The organism is Gymnodinialimonas ceratoperidinii, from assembly GCF_019297855.1.
In the GTDB taxonomy this organism is placed as follows: Bacteria; Pseudomonadota; Alphaproteobacteria; order Rhodobacterales; family Rhodobacteraceae; genus Gymnodinialimonas; species Gymnodinialimonas ceratoperidinii.
Map to the genome: position 1 here is coordinate 1,966,775 of NZ_CP079194.1, position 18,777 is coordinate 1,985,551.

The 18,777-nt window shown below is 64.8% G+C and carries 16 protein-coding genes; 8 read left to right on the forward strand and 8 right to left on the reverse strand.

Annotation, left to right across the window (positions count from 1 at the left end; genetic code table 11):
* Positions 1–76: 76 nt before the first annotated feature.
* From KYE46_RS09610 to KYE46_RS09635, 6 genes are all read right to left on the reverse strand, one after another.
* Positions 77–1,018: a p-hydroxyphenylacetate 3-hydroxylase reductase component gene (locus KYE46_RS09610; RefSeq protein ID WP_219000407.1), complete on the reverse strand. Its 942-nt coding sequence runs from the start codon at positions 1,016–1,018 to the stop codon at positions 77–79.
* 196 nt (positions 1,019–1,214) lie between these two features.
* Entirely contained in the window at positions 1,215–2,276 is a 1,062-nt protein-coding gene (locus KYE46_RS09615; protein WP_219000408.1) for an ABC transporter ATP-binding protein, read from the reverse strand.
* Positions 2,273–3,796 (reverse strand): argininosuccinate lyase, encoded by a 1,524-nt coding sequence (gene argH, locus KYE46_RS09620; RefSeq protein WP_219000409.1) that lies wholly within the window; start codon positions 3,794–3,796, stop codon positions 2,273–2,275. The genes KYE46_RS09615 and argH overlap by 4 nt, the downstream gene beginning before the upstream one ends.
* Complete coding sequence (locus KYE46_RS09625; protein WP_219000410.1) at positions 3,793–4,677, reverse strand: carbohydrate ABC transporter permease; 885 nt, start codon at positions 4,675–4,677, stop codon at positions 3,793–3,795. Before KYE46_RS09625 ends, argH begins: the two co-directional genes overlap by 4 nt.
* Positions 4,678–4,680: 3 nt before the next feature.
* Complete coding sequence (locus KYE46_RS09630) at positions 4,681–5,586, reverse strand: carbohydrate ABC transporter permease (RefSeq protein WP_247716815.1); 906 nt, start codon at positions 5,584–5,586, stop codon at positions 4,681–4,683.
* A gap of 124 nt (positions 5,587–5,710) precedes the next feature.
* Entirely contained in the window at positions 5,711–6,973 is a 1,263-nt protein-coding gene (locus KYE46_RS09635) for a sugar ABC transporter substrate-binding protein (protein ID WP_219000411.1), read from the reverse strand.
* Positions 6,974–7,094: 121 nt separating this feature from the next.
* Between KYE46_RS09635 and KYE46_RS09640 the strand changes: the two genes are divergently transcribed.
* Entirely contained in the window at positions 7,095–8,264 is a 1,170-nt protein-coding gene (locus tag KYE46_RS09640) for an ROK family transcriptional regulator (RefSeq protein ID WP_219000412.1), read from the forward strand.
* Between the two features lie 12 nt (positions 8,265–8,276).
* A complete protein-coding gene (locus KYE46_RS09645; RefSeq protein ID WP_219000413.1) occupies positions 8,277–10,583 on the forward strand; it encodes a PIG-L family deacetylase in 2,307 nt (768 codons plus the stop codon).
* Between the two features lie 18 nt (positions 10,584–10,601).
* Here the strand turns inward: KYE46_RS09645 and paaG are convergent, their stop codons facing one another.
* On the reverse strand, positions 10,602–11,384 hold the full coding sequence (paaG, locus tag KYE46_RS09650) for a 2-(1,2-epoxy-1,2-dihydrophenyl)acetyl-CoA isomerase PaaG (RefSeq protein WP_219000414.1): 783 nt from the start codon (positions 11,382–11,384) through the stop codon (positions 10,602–10,604).
* Between the two features lie 76 nt (positions 11,385–11,460).
* Positions 11,461–11,943 (reverse strand): MarR family winged helix-turn-helix transcriptional regulator, encoded by a 483-nt coding sequence (locus KYE46_RS09655; RefSeq protein ID WP_247716816.1) that lies wholly within the window; start codon positions 11,941–11,943, stop codon positions 11,461–11,463.
* A gap of 150 nt (positions 11,944–12,093) precedes the next feature.
* Here KYE46_RS09655 and KYE46_RS09660 point away from each other — a divergent pair, with 150 nt between their 5' ends.
* The 6 genes from KYE46_RS09660 (at position 12,094) to boxB (ending at position 18,754) form a co-directional block, all read left to right on the forward strand.
* A complete protein-coding gene (locus KYE46_RS09660) occupies positions 12,094–12,561 on the forward strand; it encodes a 4-hydroxylaminobenzoate lyase (RefSeq protein WP_219000415.1) in 468 nt (155 codons plus the stop codon).
* Positions 12,562–12,593: 32 nt separating this feature from the next.
* Positions 12,594–14,129 carry a benzoate-CoA ligase family protein gene (locus KYE46_RS09665; protein ID WP_219000416.1) on the forward strand — a complete coding sequence of 512 codons (1,536 nt, stop codon included), beginning with the start codon at positions 12,594–12,596 and terminating at the stop codon, positions 14,127–14,129.
* A complete protein-coding gene (locus KYE46_RS09670; RefSeq protein ID WP_219000417.1) occupies positions 14,126–14,947 on the forward strand; it encodes an alpha/beta fold hydrolase in 822 nt (273 codons plus the stop codon). The genes KYE46_RS09665 and KYE46_RS09670 overlap by 4 nt, the downstream gene beginning before the upstream one ends.
* The gene (locus KYE46_RS09675; RefSeq protein WP_219000418.1) at positions 14,944–15,384 is read left to right on the forward strand and encodes a DUF309 domain-containing protein; all 441 of its coding nucleotides are present in this window, start codon (positions 14,944–14,946) and stop codon (positions 15,382–15,384) included. Before KYE46_RS09670 ends, KYE46_RS09675 begins: the two co-directional genes overlap by 4 nt.
* A gap of 147 nt (positions 15,385–15,531) precedes the next feature.
* Positions 15,532–17,187 carry a 2,3-epoxybenzoyl-CoA dihydrolase gene (gene boxC / locus KYE46_RS09680; protein ID WP_219000419.1) on the forward strand — a complete coding sequence of 552 codons (1,656 nt, stop codon included), beginning with the start codon at positions 15,532–15,534 and terminating at the stop codon, positions 17,185–17,187.
* A 118-nt stretch (positions 17,188–17,305) separates the two neighbouring features.
* The gene (gene boxB / locus KYE46_RS09685; protein WP_219000420.1) at positions 17,306–18,754 is read left to right on the forward strand and encodes a benzoyl-CoA 2,3-epoxidase subunit BoxB; all 1,449 of its coding nucleotides are present in this window, start codon (positions 17,306–17,308) and stop codon (positions 18,752–18,754) included.
* Positions 18,755–18,777 lie beyond the last annotated feature (23 nt).

The following is an 18,777-nucleotide window of genomic DNA, read 5'->3' on the forward strand; positions in this document are numbered from 1 at the left end:
TTGATGCAGGGTAGCTGTCATCATCATCGGATGTGAAGGGCCAATCGAAGCCGCGCCCCCGGTGCACCGGACCTGCCTAAGGCGCGATCAGCTGGCGCAGCACCTTGTCGAAGGTCGCCAGCTCCTCGGCGCTCACGCCGTCGAAGGCTTCCTTCGCATGCGCCTTGGCGACGTTCCAGCATTCTTCGGCCTTCTCTTGTCCGGCGGGCGTCAGGAAGTAGCCGCCGTCCTCCAGCACCACGAGATCGCGGTCGGCGAGGTTGACCAGGGCCACGCGGGTCTCATTGATCGGCGCGTGGACGTGGGGGACGACATCCTCGGGCGTGAGCCCCGGCATGTCGTTGAGCGCCAGCAGGCTGCGCGACTCGATCAGGCTCAATTCCAGCGTTTCCAGTTTGGGCTGGTAGCGGGCCTGATAGGTGCGGCAGGCGCGCATCATCATGAAGAAGGTGTGGTTGCCCATGCGCCCGCCGTCGGTGTCGGGCAAGGGCATGTCGCCGGTCTGGGGGAAGGCGCTCGGGTGATCGAACACCATGGCATAGGAGCCGCGGTGAAAGCAGAGCGGCGGGCGGCCGAAATCGTCGAACGCCATCACACGCCCCACGAAGATCCAGTGATCGCCCCCGTCTAATTTGGCATAGGTCTCGCATTGGAAACGGCCTGCGCAATCGGGAAAGATCGGCGCCCCGCCAAGGCCCGGCTCCCATTCGACGCCGGCGAACTTGTCCTCTTGCTGGCGCGCGAAGTGGTTCGACATCTCCATCTGGTCCGATGCGAGGATGTTGACGGCGAAATGCTCGGCCTGCTCGAAGATCGCACAGCTCGGCGTGCCCTTGATGCTGCTCCACAGGATCAGCGGCGGGTCCATCGACAACGAGTTGAAGCTGCTCGCCGTCACGCCCACGGTGGTCCCGTCCGGCGCGCGGGCGGTGATGATGGTGACACCGGTGGCGAAGTTGCCAAGAGCCCGGCGAAAGGCCTTGGGGTTGATCTCGGGGGCGTCTGTCTCGGCGTCCATGGTGTCTCTCCGTTTGGCGGGGCTCGAGGAGGGAAACCGCGGCGCGCTCGGGCGCTGCTCAAAGGGCCTCGGGCCGTCTTGCATTGACCCAAAGGTGGACCCGGAGGCGCATCAGGAAAACCGAATATTTCTGATGTTAGGCATCGGCTTTTCAGATAAGCGCCGCCCGGGCGTCGCCGATCCGAGGTGCGATCCCTTAGCCTGCCGTCAGACGCTCGCCGGTCGTCACATCGAACGGATGCACGGTGTCGGTGCGGAAGCCGAGGTGGATCACATCGCCCGCGCGGGGCGGGTTGCGACCCGAGGCGGTAGCCGTCATCTCGACGCCATCCACGTCCACATAGACCAGCGTTTCCGAGCCCAGAGGCTCCGCCACGGAGACGGTGCCGGTCAGGAAGGTCTCGCCGTCAGCCGTGAGATCTTCGGGCCGGATGCCCAGATGCACCGGTTGGCCGGCGGGGACCGAAAGGCCCGGCAAATCCACGTTGTGGCCATTCACCAGCGTCGCTCCGCTGCCGGTGCTCGTGGCGGTCAGAAGGTTCATCGCCGGCGCACCGATGAATTGCGCGACGAAGGTATTCGCGGGCGCGTGGTAGACCTCGGCCGGGGTGCCGATCTGCTGGATGTGCCCGTCCTTCATGATCACGATCCGGTCGGCCATGGTCATCGCCTCGACCTGATCATGGGTCACGAAAACCATCATCCGCCCCATCTGCGCGTGGAGCTTCTTGATCTCCAGCCGCATCTGGGTGCGCAGCTGCGCGTCGAGGTTGGAGAGCGGCTCGTCGAAGAGGAACACCGCCGGGTCGCGCACCATGGCACGTCCGATGGCCACCCGCTGCCGCTGACCGCCCGAAAGCTGCGAGGGTTTGCGCTCCAGCAGGTCCGTCATCCCGAGGATGCCCGCAACTTCCTCAATACGCTTGTCTTTATCCGCCTTCGACAGCTTCGATGTCTTCAGGCCGAAGCCGATGTTCCGCCGCACCGACATATGGGGGTAGATCGCGTAGTTCTGGAAAACCATCGCGATATTGCGCTCTTTCGGCTCCAGATTGTTCACCACCCGGCCGCCGATCTCGATGGTGCCCGAAGAGACCTCCTCCAGTCCCGCGATCATGCGCAGGGTCGTGGATTTGCCGCAGCCGGACGGACCCACGAGGACAAGGAATTCGCCCGGTTCCACCGTGAGATTGATCGCGTGCAGGACTTCGGTCTCCCCGTATTTCTTCACGAGGTCGGTGAGGATCAGTTCGGTCATTGCGCGTCTTTCAGGAGGGCTTCAAAGGCGGTGGAAAGGGAGGCTGAAGCACGGGACCGGCGGGTCACACGCGCTTCAAGATCATCGCGCAAGGCGTTGATTTTTGACTGGTAAATGTCGAAGGCGGCATCAAGCGCGGCAGGGGCCGGGCCACCGGTCCGGTCGCGCCGGCTCACGAAACTGCGTGCGTCGACGGCTTCCTTGAAGGCGGCCTCGTCCAGCGACGAGGTCTTGCCGATGCACGCTTCAAAGGCCTGCGAGAAGGCTTTGAACCCGCCGCCGAGTGGTTGGTCCGCAGCGATCACCGCGCGGGCCGTTTCGGCGGCCACGTCATGGGCTTGGCGGAAGCTCAACCCATCCTCGCGCACAAGGGTGTCAGCCAGTTCGGTGATGGTGATGCAGGCCGCGTCGGTGGTGCGCGCCACGCGCTCGGCGTTGATCGAGCACGCAGGCAGGAAGGCGGTCAGCAGATCCAGCACCCGGCCCGCGTGATCGAAGGCGCCGTAGCCCGCTTGCTGCACCTCGCCCTCGCTGTCGTTCATGTCGGTGAACGGCGTGTTGTGCATCGTGTTCACCACGGCGTCGCAGCGCCCGGCGGCGACGGAGGCAAGGTGGCGCATGTGCTCAATCGGGACCGGGTTGCGCTTCTGCGGCATGATCGAGGAGATCTGCACGAGGCTGCGCGGGACGTGGAGTTGCCCGACCTCGAATGCCGACCAGAAGGCCATGTCCTGCACCACACGACCCAGGTGGATCATTGGCAGCTTCAGGGCAGAGTAGAGCCCGGTGACATAGTCGACGCCCGCGATGCAGCCATAGGCATTCACCCGCACGCCGTCGAAACCCAAGAGCTCTGCCATCCGCTCACGGTCAATCGGGAAGCCCGAGGTGGTGATTGCCGCCGCACCCATCGGGCTATGGTCGACGTGCAGAATGGCCGCCTCCAGCCGTTTGGCATCGGCCAGCAGAACCTCGAGAACGGCTGAAAGGTAATGGCCAAAGGTCGAGGGCTGCGCGGGCTGCCCGTGGGTATAGGCCACGATCAGCGTATCACGCTCGGATTTCGCTTTTTCCAGAAGGGCTTGCGCGAGGACGTTCATGCGCCGCAAGGCATCCTCCGCCCGGGCGCGCAGCGCCATCTTGAACATGGTGTGGTCCATGTCGTTGCGCGAGCGCGCGGTGTGCAGTGCGCCACCGAGATCGCCCAGACGTTCCCGCAATTTGGCCTCGACAAGGAAGAACCAATCCTCGTGTTCTCCGGTATATTCAAGGGCTTGCCGGTCGACGTTCACCTCGATATCCGCCAAGGCTCTGGCGATGGCCGCGCCATCTTGGCGGCTCAGGATGCCGGTCTCCACCAACATCACGAGATGCGCGCGATTGATCGCATCCATATGATCGGCGAAGTGGGTCTTTACCCCCTCGAACAGCGGCGCGAGGACCGTGTCGCGGTAGGTCGGATCGGGGAAGGTCGTGGTATCCGTCGGCGCCTCCGATGCCGTGACAGTCTCTCCGCTCATCCCTTCAGCCCCGCCATGACGACACCTCGGATGATGAAGCGCTGGAAGATCAGGAAGAAGATCAGCGTCGGCAGGGTCGAGATCGCCGCGCCGGTCATGATCAGCTCCCACGCCACATCGGCCTCGTCGCCGAAGGACGAGAGCCCCACCGGCAACGTGTAGAGCTCGGGCGAGGTGGTGACGATCAGCGGCCAGAGGAAGGCCGTCCAGTTGCCGAGGAAGATGAAGATCGCTAGCGCCGCGAGGGCCGGGCGGACCATCGGCATCGCGACCTGCCACCAGATCTGCAGCTCGTTCAGCCCGTCGATCCGCGCCGCTTCGAGGAAGTCGTCAGGCACCGTCTCGAAGAACTGCTTCATCAGGAAGACGCCGAAGGCCGTCATCAGGCCGGGGAACATGATGCCCCAGTAGGTGTCCAGCCAGCCAAGCGATTGGCTCATCATGTACCAGGGGATCACCAGCATCTCGGTCGGGATCATCAGGGTCGAGAGGATCGCGATGAAGACGATATAGCGCCCGCGGAAGCGGAACTTGCACAGCGTGTAGCCCACGAGGCTGTCGAAGAAGAGCGCCGAGATGGTTGTGATCGCGGCAATGACGGTCGAGTTGATAAACCAGCTGAAAAAGCGCCCGTCTTCAAGCACGTAGGTATAGTTTTCGATCGTCGGCTCTTCCGGGATCAGGCCGATCTCGTAGACCTCCCAGGGCCATTTCAGCGAGGTGGAGATCATGTAGGCCAGCGGCATCACCATCAGGATGCCGCCCGCGAACAGCAGGATCCAGCGGATCAACTGGCCCATGTTGCGGCGCTTGGGCGGCGCGGGCGCCTTGAGAAGAGCCTCGGAGGAAGGGCGGATTGTCAGGTCATCAGCAGTGGTCATGGCTCAACGATCTCTCAGCAGGCGCAGTTGGATCAGGCTGACGACCAGCAGGATCAGGAACAGGATGACGGTTTGCGCCGCGGCATAGCCCATGTCGTAGCTGTCGAAGGCGGTCTGGTAGATCATCAGCACCAGCGGTTTGGTGGTGTTCAAAGGCCCGCCGGGGTTGGCGGAGGTCATGTTGAAGACGTGATCGAAGATCCGCAGGAAACCGATGGAGGACAGAACGACCACGAAAACGATCGTGGGGCGCAGAAGCGGCAGGGTGATCTCCCACAGCACGGTCCAGGTGGAAACGCCGTCGATCTTGGCCGCCTCGTAGAACGAGCGCGGAATGGCGCGCAGCCCGGCCATGAAGATGATGATCTGGAAGCCCAGACCCGCCCAGATTGCGGGCGCAAGGATCGAGGGCAGGGCGTTGGTGGTGCTGTCGAGAAAATCGATCTGCGGTATGCCGATGGAAGCCAGCGCATTGTTGAAAAGGCCGATGGGCACGTCCTGGTAAAACCAGCGCCAGACCCATGCCATGGCCACGGCAGAGGTCATGAAGGGCACGAAGTAGAGCGCCCGGATGGTCCCGTGCATGAAGCGCACCTGATCGAGGTGATAGGCCACGAAGAAAGCCAGCACGAGGCTGATTGGCGTGCCCAGAAGCAGATACATGAAGGTGTTGCGGAACACCTGCCAGAAGACCGGATCCCAGAGCAGGACGCGGTAGTTCTCCAGCCCGGCCCATGTCCGCTCGCCCAGGAGGTTCCATTCCTGGAACGACAGCACCATGGCGTTGCCGGTCGGGTAGAAGCGGATCACCACGTAGAAGAGGATCGGCACGGAGAGGAAGCCCCACGCCCAGAGCGTGCGCTTCTGCATGATCGTCAGCCCGCCCGCCGCCGGCGCCGGTGTGCTCACCGGGGCAGTGCTTGGGGCAGGGGATGGAGAGTGCGCCATGGAGAGCCTCTGGGTGGAAATCGGAAGGGGAAAGAAAGACACCGGGCGACAGCATCGCCCGGCGTCAGGGAAGTGTCACGGAGATTTATTCGCCGTGGAAGTCGTCAAGCAGCGCCTGTTCGGCCTCGGCTGCCATGGTCAGGCTCTCGCCCGGGTCCATGTCCTGCAGCTGCACCCGCTCCACCATGTCGACCAGAACCTGGCGCTGTGCGGATTCGTCGGCGAAGATCGTGGTGTGGGCGTATTCCAGCCCGCGGATGAAGGGCCCGAAGACCGGGTCGTTGGCGTTCTCTTCGGTCATGCCCACGGCCGAGCGGGCGGGCAGCTCGCCCACCGTCTCCAGCCAGATTTCCATCGCCTCGGGCGAGGTGATGTACTCCATGAAGGCCACGGAGGCTTCGTATTCCGGACCCTCTGCCGAGGAGGTGATCGCGTTCACCCAGTAGGAGGAATAGTTGGAGCGCTCGCCATCGTTGTTGGCGGGCAGTTCCGTCACGCCCCACCGCAAGCCGCGCTCGCCTTCAAGCGCGCCGATGCGGAACGAGCCGTCGATGTGGAAGGCCGCGCGGCCCGAGCGGAAGGCGGCCTGGGGCTCGTCCATGAAGCCCGACTGCGTGACGCCCTGTTCCTCCAGCCCGAGGTAGAAGTCGAGCGCGGCGCGTCCGGCTTCGGTGTCGTAGTTCACGTTGCGGTAGCCATCGGTATAGGGTTCTCCGCCAAACTGGCGCACCAGCACTTCGCGGAACCAATGGTGGTCCTGCGCCGTCATGCCGGAGGTGAAACCCACCTGCGTGATGTTGCCCGCACCGTCACGCTCGGTCGTGGCCTCGGCGGCGGCGACAAGCTCATCCAGCGTGGTGGGCACCTCGACGCCCGCCTCTTCAAGCAGGCGCTCGTTGTAGAACAGCGCCAGCGAGCGCACGGCAGTGGGCAGGGCGTAATACTGACCATCGCGCTCCATCGCCTGCACCATCGGGAAGAACTCGGCCTCCACCATCTCGGGCGAGAACGGGTCGGTCGGCAGCGGCTGGATCAGGCCCGCGTCGATGTAGTCGTTCAGCCAGCCGTAGAAGAGCTGCACGACGTCAGGGCCTTCGCCCGAGGGCACCGCCACGGCGGTCCGCGTGCGGTAGTCGGCGTAGGGGAAATGGGTCATCTCGACGTTGATGTTCGGGTTGGCCGCCTCGAAATTCTCGATCAGCTGCTCCATCGCGTCGACGCGCGCTTCAAAGAAGTACTGCCAATATTCGATCGTGACTTGTTCCTGCGCCGATGCGCCCCCCGCGGCCGTCAGAGCGGCGGCGGAGGTGGCGAGCACGGCAAGCGTGTTCCGGGTTCTGCGAAGCATTGGAAACTCTCCCTGAGTTGCTGATCTGGTCGGAGGCCCGAATTCTCTGGACGGTGCCCTTGAGAGTGACGCTAGCGCAGGGCCGTTGAGTTATCAAGTGAGTTGAGTTATTCGATTGGTCATGGTTTCCAAACCTCTCCCTCCCGGCTCTAACGCCGAACGTAGCAGGACCTATAACATCGGTCTGGTCCTCGGGCATTTGCACCGCGAGGGAGAGGCCGGACGCGCCGAAATCGCGCGCGCATCAGGGCTTAGCACCCAGGCCGTCAGCAATATCATCGCGCATTTGCTGGATGAAGGTTGGGTGGAAGAGACCGGACGCCGCGCGGGTCAGCGCGGGCTTCCGGCAGTCACCTACGCGATCCGCTGCGGCGCTCACACCGCGCTTGGGGTCGAGATCCGGCCCGACGCCGTGCTCGCGGCATGGATCGATCTGGGCGGGCCGATTCTCCACAAGGAGCGCATCGCGCTGCCCTCCGCGCGGCCCGAGGATGTGCTGCCGATCATCGCGCAATTGCCGGAACTTGGCGCGCGCGCCGGTGTAGACCATGCCACGGTGATCGGCGCGGGCGTGGTGATGCCCGGCCCGGTGGGGCAGACGGGCCTCTCGGATCGGGCGACGCAACTGCCGGGATGGGGCGATGTCGCCCCTGAAGCGGCGCTGGCCGATGCGCTTGGCGTGGCAATCAAGCTGGAAAACGACGCCAACGCCGCCGCCATGGCCGAGCGTATCCTAGGGGCCGCGCAGGGGCTCGGCACCTTCGCCTGCCTCTATTTCGGCGCCGGCGTGGGCCTTGGGCTTGTCCACGAGGGCGTGGTTTTCTCGGGCGCGTTCGGCAATGCCGGAGAGATCGGGCACATCCCCGTCGTGACGGCAGCGGGCCAACGCTCGCTGGAATCGCAGGCCAGCCGCGTGACGCTTGTGCGGGCACTTGCCGCCGACGGCATCGACGCGCGCACCGTCGCCGACCTCACCACGCAATATCACGGTCGCCCCGCTGCGCTTTCAACGTGGCTGGACACAGCCGCCGAGGCGCTTGGCCAAGCGGTGCAGGTGATCGAGAACATGCTCGACCCAGAGACCATCGTGATGACCGGCGCGCTCCCCGCGCCGCTGCTGGCCGAGCTGGTGGACCGTGTCCCGCTGCCCGAGCTTTCCGTTTCCAACCGTGCCGACCGGGCCCGCCCGCGCCTTGTCGTGGGTCAAGCGGGGCCGCGCGCCGCGACCCTCGGGGCGGCGGCACTGGTGGTCAATTCCGCAATTTCTCCGCGTCTCGTCGACGCCCAATAGGATCAAGCACCCATGTCCAATGCCGTCCAATCCCGCATTCTGTCCGAAGCTGGCGATCCGCTCATCGCGCGGGTCTGGCGGGCGATGGCGGGCCTGCGCTCTGTCGTGGGGTTCATGAACACCGGCGCCCATCCCGATGATGAGACCAGCGCCATGCTCGCCGCTCTCTGGCTGCGCGACGGGGTGAACCTCTCCTACGCCTGCTCGACCCGGGGCGAGGGCGGGCAGAATGACATCGGCACCGAGGCGGGCCCGGCCTTGGGAGCGCTGCGCACCGCCGAGATGGAGCGCGCCTGCGACGTGCTCGACATGGTGATGTATTGGCACGGCCAGTCGCCCGACGACACGATCACCGATTTCCGCTTCTCCAAATCCGGCAAGGAAACCATGGGAATCTGGGGCCGCGAGCGGCTTCTGCAGCGATTCGTGGAGATCGTGCGGACCGAGCGCCCTGACATCCTCTGCCCGACCTTCCTCGATATTCCCGGCCAGCACGGCCACCACCGCGCGATGACCGAGGCGGCCCATGCCGTCATCGACCTCGCCGCCGATCCGGACTTCCCCTGCGATCTGCCGGTCTGGCAGGTCTCCAAGCTCTATCTGCCCGCCTTCTCCGGCGCGGGCGGCGCCTATGACGACGAGGTGCCTCCGCCGCCCGCGACGCTGACGGTCGCGGCAAAGGGCGGCGACGAGATGCTCGGGATGAGCTATGAGCGCATCGGCCAATGGTCGCGGCAGTTCCACCGCACCCAAGGCATGGGCCGGTGGTTCGCGCCCGGCGATGAGCGCGACTGGCCACTGCATCTGGCGTGGAGCCGCGTGGGCGAGGATGCTGGTGCGGTGACCGACAACCTGCCGCAGACGCTGGCCGATATCGGCTTGCCGGATGCGCAGTCGAAGATTGACGAGATGCTGGCCGCCTTCCCGAACTTCGCCGCCATGGCCCGATTGGGGGCGGAGGCTTTCCAGCTTCTGACGAATGGGAAGGTGGCCGAGGAGCACAGCCACCGCGTCACCCGTAAGCGCCAGCAGCTTGCGCGGCTCGTGCAGCTTGTCGCGGGCGTCAGCGTCCGTGCGAGGCCGGAGCAGATCGCCGTTTCGCCGGGAGCTTCGGTGCCGATCAGCTTTGAGGTCCGTGAAGGGATTTCGGAGAGCGTCGATGTCTCCCTCGAGGTGCCGGATGGCATGACCGCCACGGGCGACTCCATCAAGGTCAGCGCCGATGCCGCGCCGACCGATCCGTACCCTGACACCTATGCCCCGCTCAGCCCGCGCGCGCCGGCTGTCCGCGTCGTGGCCCGCCTCCACGACACGGAGATTTCAGCCGCCGTCCCGATGGAGGAGCCGCTCCTCGTGTTACCTGAGCCGCGCGCCACGCTGTCGCGCAAGCGCGCGTTCCTGAACCTCTCCCAACCCGCTCGCGACGTATCGCTGTCGGTGCATGCAAAGGGTGGCGCGTTCGATCTGCCCGAAGGGTTTGAACAGCGGTGGGAGGGCGATGAGGTCACATTGACGGTGCCTGATAACCCATTGGAAGGAATGTATGATCTCCCGTTGAAGGCGGACGGCAAGCAGGCTTTCGAGGCGCAGGTCCTCACCCATGAGCACATCCGCCCAACCATCACCCACAGCCCCGCGACGCTTTCGCTCCGGCTCGCCGAGGTGGCGCTTCCGCGAGGACGGATCGCCTACATCGGCGCCGGCAACGACCGGATCGCGCCTGCGCTGCAGGCGGCGGGAATCGAGGTCACGGACCTCTCCGACGCCGACCTCGCCCGCGCCGAGCCTTTCGCGGGCTTCGACACGATCCTCGTCGGTGTTTTCGCCCACCGTTTCCGCCCCGCGTTGCAGCCCGTGGTGGCCACGCTGAACGCCTGGGTGAAGGATGGCGGCACGCTGGTGACCCTCTACCACCGCCCGTGGGACAACTGGCGGCCCGACACGACGCCGCCCGCGATGATCGAGATCGGCCAGCCCTCGCTGCGCTGGCGGATCACCGATGCGGAGGCGGAGGTCACCGTGCTCGCACCAGAGCATCGGGTGTTCAGCGGTCCGAACCCGATCGGGCCGGAGGATTGGAACGGCTGGAAGAAGGAGCGTGGGCTCTATTTCGCGAAGGCGTGGGACGCGGCCTATACGCCGCTTTTACGGATGGCGGACCCCGATGAGCAACCGCTCGACGGTGGGCTTCTCGTGGGCGAGATCGGGCAGGGGTGCCACGCCCACGTGGCCCTGAACCTGCATCACCAGCTGGAGCACCTCGTGCCCGGCGCCTACCGGTTGATGGCCAATATCCTGGATCTGCGCGGCGGCGAATAGCGTCGCCGCGCCAGAGCCTCAGCGCGACCCCGAGAACTTCGGGGCGCGCTTGTCGAGGAAGGCCGAGACGCCCTCGGCATAATCCGGATGCTCGCCGCAGAGCTTCATCAACTCGGCCTCGTAATCGAGGTGTGCGTCGAGGGTGTTTGTCGCCGCCGCGGTGATCGCATCCTTGGTGCGGGCGTAGCCGAAGGTCGGGCCGTGGGAGAGCTTCTCGGCCAGCGCGCGGGCCTCCTCCATCAGCGCGTCGTCGGGCAGAGCCTTCCAGATCAGGCCCCAATCAGCGGCCTGCGCGGCGCTCAGCGGCTCGGCGGTCAGCGCAAGACCCATGGCGCGGGCGCGGCCCAACATCGCGGTGAGGTGCCAACTGCCGCCCGTGTCCGGGATCAGGCCAACCTTCGAGAATGACTGGATAAACTTGGCGCTTTCGGCGGCCAGAACCATGTCGCAGGCCAGCGCCACGCTGGAACCCGCGCCCGCCGCCACGCCGTTCACGGCGCAGATCACCGGCATCTCCAACGCCTGGATCTGGCGCACCAGCGGCGCCCAGTAGGTTCGCACCGTCTCGCCCAGATCAGGCGGGCCGTCCATCTTGCGCGGATCGCGGTCGCCCAGGTCCTGGCCTGCACAAAAGCCGCGCCCGGCGCCGGTCAGCAGCACGGCGCGTTTGTCGCGCGCACCGTTCAAGGCGTCTCGCAGGGCGAGGTGCATCTCGGGCGTGAAGGAGTTCAGCCGGTCCGGCCGGTTCAGGGTGATCTCACACCAGGTGTCGTGGTCCTCGACCAGAATGGGGTCTGCCATGGCGCGGCCTCCTGTCAGATGATTTGTATGCTCATCATTTGCACGCTGCCTGCGCGAGAGCAATCCCGCGGCGGCGTCAGACCTGCGAGACCTCTTTCTTCTTGCGTATGACAAGAGGCGCGCGGCTTCGGTCGTTGTGCAGCAGGGTGATCTTCTCGGCGAGAGAGATGAACTTCTCCTTCTCGGCCTCGCTGAGCCCATCGAGAACCCTGGATTGCGTCTCCACCACGACGGGCCGCATCCGCTGCACCATCTCGGCGCCAGCCGGGGTCAGCGCAAGGGATTTCGCGCGTCGGTCAGTCGGGCTCGTCTTGCGTTCGACCAGACCCTTGGCGGCAAGGCGTTCGATCACGCCGCCGATGGTCGGCCGGTCCAGCGCGATCATCCCCGCGAGCGTGGCCTGATCAATGCCGGGGTTTTCCTCAAGGATCGCGAGGGCCGCAAACTGCGGCGAGGTCATGTCGATCCCGGCGGATTTCATGCCCTCGGAAAACAGCGACACCGAGATCTGGTGCAGGCGTCGGATCAGGTGGCCGGGCATGGAGTAAATGTCGCTCATGGCAAAAACATACGGAGGGGGCGGCATTTGGCAAGCGTGCATTATTTTGCACATTGTTGCGCGGGCAAGGTGGCTGACGCAATAAATTGCATGAGGTCGATTTAGAATGTACGCTTACTAAAAGCTGATTCTTGCCGAGGGAGGGCGCAGATGTCGCAACAGGAATTTCACGAGCTGATGACGAAGGTCGCGTCGGGCCTCGAGGGCAGGGCGCTCGACGCCGCGATGGCCGCTGATCTGAACCAGAAGTTTCCCGCCGAGGGAGAGACTTTTCAGCGCTTGGCCGCGCTCTGTGCCGAAGGAGAGGCCGAGGGCTGGCTGATGGCGCGTGAGCACGGTGGCATCAAGTACGGCCGAGCGATCAAGCCGGGAGAGGCGGCGGGCAGCTACAGTGTCGACGTGGTCCGCATGAAGGACGTCGCGGGCCCGCATCACATTCATACCAAAGGTGAAATCGGCGCGATCATGCCCATTGAGGGCGCGCCGAAGTTCGATGGCATCGCGCCGGGGTGGTACGTCTACCCGCCCGGCTCGGACCACCATCCGACGGTCACGGAAGGGGACGCCTATGTGCTATACCTGCTTCCGGACGGGGCGATCGAGTTCACCGGAAAATAACACCACATAAGCGGCAGGGAGGAAGCCACATTATGACGGGAAATGCAGCAAACTGGTTTGTTGATCGGCATCTGGAGGAGGGGCGCGGCGACAAGCCCGCGTTTCGCGAGGCATGGGACGGCGGGCGCGAGCTGACCTACGGCGCCTTGGCCGACAGCGCATCCCGCGTGGCGGGCGCATTGGCCCGCGCGGGGATCATGCGCGAGGAGCGCGCGGCGATGTTCGTGCTCGATCAGATCGAATTTCCGCAGGTGTTCTGGGGCGCGATCAAGGCGGGCGTGCTGCCGGTGCCGCTCAACACCTTGCTGGCGACAGATATCTACCGCTCGATCCTCGAAGACAGCCGCGCCGCAATTGCCTTCGTGTCGGCCGAGTTGCTGGACGTGGTCCTGCCCGCCGTCCGGGCGTCGGACCATCTGCGCCAGATCGTGGTGATCGGCGGCGAGGCGCCCGACGGCACGATTTCCTGGGATGACTTCCTGCAAGGCGCGGAGCCGCGCGAGGCGGTCGTTGCCTCCGCCGACGAGGTCGCCTTCTGGCTCTATTCGTCCGGTTCCACCGGCGCGCCCAAGGGGGTGCGTCATGTCCATGGCGCGCTGCAGGTCACCTGCGACACCTTCGGCCGCGACGTGCTGGCGATCCGCGAGGATGACGTCGTGTTCTCGGCCGCCAAGCTTTTCTTCGCCTATGGTCTGGGCAACGGCATGTCCTTCCCCATGTCGGTTGGCGCCACCAGCCTGCTGTTCAAGGGGCGGCCGACGCCCGACAGCGTGTCCGAGATCCTCGCCACCTATCAGCCAACGATCTACTACGGCGTGCCGACGCTTTTCGCCGCCATGCTGCACAAGTGGGAGGCCGATGGCGCAGCCCCGAAGGCGCCGCTGCGGGTCTGCACCTCCGCCGGTGAGGCGTTGCCGGCCGAGATCGGACGCAAGTGGAAGGCGCTCTGGGGTGTCGATATCCTCGACGGCGTGGGCTCGACCGAAATGCTGCATATCTTCCTGTCGAACCGCCCCGGAGAGGTCGAATACGGCACCTCGGGCACGGCCGTACCGGGCTACGAGGTCCGTCTGGTCGATGAGGACGGCCACGATGTGCCTGCGGGCGGTGTGGGCGAATTGCTGGTGCGCGGCGGCTCCTCTGCGGCGGATTACTGGAACCAGCGGCAGAAGACGCGGACCACCTTCGAGGGAGAGTGGACGCGGACCGGCGACAAGTACGAGCTGACCGAGGCCGGGCGCTACATCTACTGCGGCCGCACCGACGACATGTTCAAGGTCTCGGGTATCTGGGTCAGCCCCTTCGAGATCGAGCAGGCGCTGGTGGAATATCCCTGCGTGCTGGAAGCCGCCGTTGTCGCGCACCGCGACAGTGATGATCTGGAGAAGCCCAAAGCCTTCATCGTGCTGAAAAACACCGATGAGCCGTTCGAGCTGGACGGTCTCAAGAGCTTCATCAAGGACAAGATCGGCAAATGGAAATATCCCCGGTGGGTGGAGGTCGTGGAGGACCTGCCGAAGACCGCCACGGGCAAGATCCAGCGCTTCAAGCTGCGCGAGCTGGCATGAGCGCGGCTTGGGTTCCGAACGGGCAGTTGCTGGCCGGCGGCAAGGCGTTGGAATACGCCTGTTGGGGGCCTGCGCCCGCTGACGCGCCGACGCTGGTGCTGCTTCACGAAGGGCTCGGCTGCACGGCGCTTTGGCGGGACTTCCCGGCGCGGCTGGCCGAGGCCACCGGCTTCGGCGTCGTGGCCTATTCGCGCGCCGGGTACGGGCAATCGGACCCGGCCGACTTGCCGCGCCCGCTCGACTACATGACCCGCGAGGCAGTTGATGTCTTGCCCGAGGTGCTCGACGCGCTCGGCGTGGTGCGCGCGGTCCTTCTGGGGCACAGCGACGGCGCCACGATCGCGGCGATCTATGCCGGGAGCGTGCAGGATCACCGGGTGCGCGGCGTCATCACCATGGCGCCGCATTTCTTCACCGAGGACATGGGCCTGACCGAGATTGCGGCCGCGAAGACAGCCTTCGAGACGACCGATCTGCGGGCGAAGATGGCGAAATACCACGCCGATCCCGACAACGCGTTTCGCGGCTGGAACGACGCCTGGCTGCATCCCGATTTCAAGAAGTGGAACGTCGAGGAAGTGCTGGATTACATCCGGGTGCCGGTGCTGGCGATCCAGGGGCGTGAGGACCAATACGGTACGCTGGCCCAGATCGAGGTGATGGAGCGCCGCAGCTACGCGCCGGTGGAGGTACTGGTGCTCGATGATTGCCGCCACGCGCCGTTTCTGGAACAGTCCGACGCCGTGCTCGGCGCCGTGGCCGACTATTGCCTGCGTCTGACCGAGATCGAAGCCGCGGGCGCAGCCCCCGTGCAATGACGCGCGCGGTGTTCACCCCCACGCACGCCTATGTGCCGGGCAAGACGCCGCGCCATCCCGAGGGCTGTTTCGACGCGATCCGCGACACTGCGCAACCGGGAATGGATGCGCGGGCGCTGGCTGAAACGGACGCCTTCCAGACCGGGCTCGCTTACCTCGAGCAGGGGTATTTCTGGGAGGCGCACGAGGTTCTGGAACCGGTCTGGATGATCCTTCCGGAAGAATGCGACGCGCGATTGTTCGTGCAGGCGCTGATCCAGTTGGCGAATGCCCGGCTCAAACATCGCATGGAAAGACCGAAGGCCGCGCTGCGGCTTTGTGCTATCGTGCGCGGGCTGCTGGAGGAGACGTCCGGCGGCGTGATCATGGGTATCGAGACGGCTGACATCGTGGCGCAGATCGATTCCCTTGAGGGCGAATTGAGTGATGATCTATAGTGCATAAAGTGACCTGATCCTACCGGGTCAAATGCTAATGAGCTGAAAAACATCACATTTAACTCTGCTCTATCGTGCCATAATGAGTTTACTTACCAATCCGCCCACCCTAAGATGTGGGCAACAGTTTCCAGGGAGGACACCCACATGGGCAAGGTGATCGATTTTCAAACAAATCCATCCAGCTACCGTCATTGGCGCGTGGAATACGAGGGGCCGGTGGCGAACCTCTACATGGATGTCGATGAGGATGGCGGCCTGTTCGATGGGTACCAGCTGAAACTGAACTCCTACGACCTGGGCGTCGATATCGAGCTTAACGACATCGTCCAGCGGATGCGGTTCGAGCATCCGGAAGTGAAGGTCGTGGTGATGCAGTCGGGCAAGGACAAGGTCTTCTGCGCCGGCGCCAACATCCGCATGTTGGGCGGCGCCGCGCACAGCCACAAGGTCAACTTCTGCAAGTTCACCAACGAGACCCGCAACGCTTTCGAGGCGGCGGAAGAAGAGAGCGGCCAGAAATACGTCGCGGCCGTGAAGGGCGCCTGCGCGGGCGGCGGCTATGAGCTGGCGCTGGCCTGCAACCACATCATGCTGACCGACGACAGCACCTCTTCCGTGGGTCTGCCCGAGGTGCCGCTGCTGGCGGTTCTGCCCGGCACCGGCGGCCTGACGCGCGTGACCGACAAGCGCAAGGTGCGCCGTGACCTCGCCGACATCTTCTGTTCGATCGAAGAGGGCGTGAAGGGCAAGCGCGCGAAGGACTGGCGGCTGGTCGACGAGGTCATCGCCAACTCCAAGTTCGACGAGACGGTGCAGGAGCGCGCCCGCGAATTCGCCACCGCTTCCGATAAGCCGGAAGCCTCCGAGGGTGTCACTTTCGGTCCGCTCAACCGCACCATTGGCGAGAACTCGGTGACGTACGATCTGGTCGAAGTCGAGCTGGACCGTGACGCGCGCCGCGCCACGATCACCCTCAAGGGCCCCGAGGAAGACGCCCCCGCCGACATGGAGGCCTTCCACGCCCAGGGCGATCAGGCCTACCTGCTGAAGCTCTGCCGCGAGCTGGAGGACGCGATCCTGCACCTGCGGTTGAACGAGATGGAAACCGGCCTCTGGATCTTCAAGACGGTGGGTGATGCCGATGCCTTCCTCGCCCACGAGGCGGTGATCGCCGACAGCGACCACTGGCTCGCCAACGAGGTGCGCCAGTACTGGAAGCGCACGCTCAAGCGCGTCGACGTGACCTCGCGCTCGCTGGCGGCGTTTGTCGAGAACGGCTCCTGCTTCGCGGGCCTGCTGGCCGAGCTGCTCTTCGCCGTCGACCGGAGCTACATGATGGAAGGCGAATTCGAGGGCGACAACCGCCCCGAGGCGGCGATCAAGCTGTCGTCCTCCAACTTCGGCCCCTATCCGATGGGCAACGACCTGACCCGCCTGCAGACCCGTTTCCTCGGCACCCCCGAGATGGTCGAAAAGGCGCAGGAAAACATCGGTGAAAGCCTCGACGCCGAAGCGGCGGACGCGCTTGGCCTCGTGACGATGATCCTCGACGACATCGACTGGGAAGACGAAGTTCGCATCTTCATGGAAGAGCGCGCCAGCTTCTCGCCCGACGCGATGACCGGCATGGAAGCCAACCTGCGCTTCGCGGGCCCCGAGACGATGGAGACGCGGATCTTCGGGCGACTCACCGCCTGGCAGAACTGGATCTTCAACCGCCCCAACGCGGTCGGCGAGGACGGCGCGTTGCAGCGCTACGGCACCGGTGTGCGCGGCGATTACAACATGGAGCGGGTGTAACCCGCCGGGACAGGACGGCGGGAACTGACCCGCAGCGCGTCCGGGCTTTCGGCCCGGGCCGCGACCAGACCGACAGACATTGGCCGGGCCGAGGCTCGCGCTCAGGAGGAGAAGCAAGATGACTGCAATCGACGTATCCTACGACACGATGATCCCCAACAACGTGGGCCTCAGCGAAGACCGCAAGGTTCTGAAGGCGTTGGAGAAATGGCACCCCGGTTACATCAACTGGTGGAATGACCTGATCCCGCAGAACTTTCAGGAAAGCATGGTCTACCTGCGCACCGCCGTCAGCGTGGACCCCAAGGGTTGGGCCAAGTTCGACTACGTGAAGATGCCGGAATACCGGTGGGGCGTTCTGTTGGCGCCGCAGGTCGAGGGCCGCACCATTCCCATGGGTGAGCACGCCGGCAAGCCCGCGTGGCAGGAAGTGCCCGGTGAATACCGCAACATGCTCAAGCGCCTGATCGTGATCCAGGGCGACACCGAGCCGGGCTCGGTCGAGCAGCAGAAGTTCCTCGGCCTCACGGCGCCCTCGCTCTACGACATGCGCAACCTGTTTCAGGTCAACGTGGAGGAGGGCCGTCACCTCTGGGCGATGGTCTACCTGCTGCAGAAATACTTCGGCAAGGATGGCCGCGAAGAGGCAGATGACCTGCTGCGCCGCTCCTCCGGTTCCGACGAGGCGCCCCGCATGCTCGGCGCCTTCAACGAGGAAACGCCGGATTGGCTGTCGTTCTTCATGTTCACCTATTTCACCGACCGTGACGGCAAGATGCAGCTGGAAAGCCTCGCGCAATCGGGCTTCGACCCGCTCTCGCGCACCTGCCGCTTCATGCTGACCGAGGAAGCGCACCACATGTTCGTGGGTGAAACCGGCGTGGGCCGCGTTTTGCAGGCGACCTGCGATGCGATGAACAAGGCCGGCATCACCGATCCCTACGACATCGGCCGGGTCCGCGACCTCGGCGTGATCGACCTGCCGACGATCCAGAAGAAGCTGAACCTGCACTACTCGCTGTCTCTCGACCTCTTCGGTCAGGAGGTCTCCACCAACGCGGCCAACGCCTTCAACTCGGGCATCAAGGGCCGCTACATGGAGCAGCGCATCGACGACGACCACAAGTTGCAGAACGACACCTACATCGTGCGCAACGTCGTCGACGGCAAGATCGTGGCCGAGGAGGTCCCGGCACTGACGGCGATCAACATGCGCCTGCGCGACGACTACATTCGCGACGCCTCGGGCGGCGTGGGGCGCTGGAACAAGCTGCTGCAGAAAGCCGGGATCGATTTCCAGCTGGAGATGCCGCACGAGGCCTTCCACCGTCAGATCGGCGTGTTCGCCGCGATCAAGGCAAACCCGCAGGGCGACATCATCTCGGAAGAGGAATGGGCCGCGAACGAGCACAAGTGGATCCCCACCAAGGAAGACGGGGCCTTCATCCAGTCGCTCATGGTGCCCTGCTACGAGCCCGGCAAATACGCCAGCTGGATCTCGGCGCCGAAGATCGGCATCGACAACAAGCCGGGCGACTTCGAATACGTCAAACTGCACATGGCGTGATGCCATTGCGGGAGGGCCGGTCC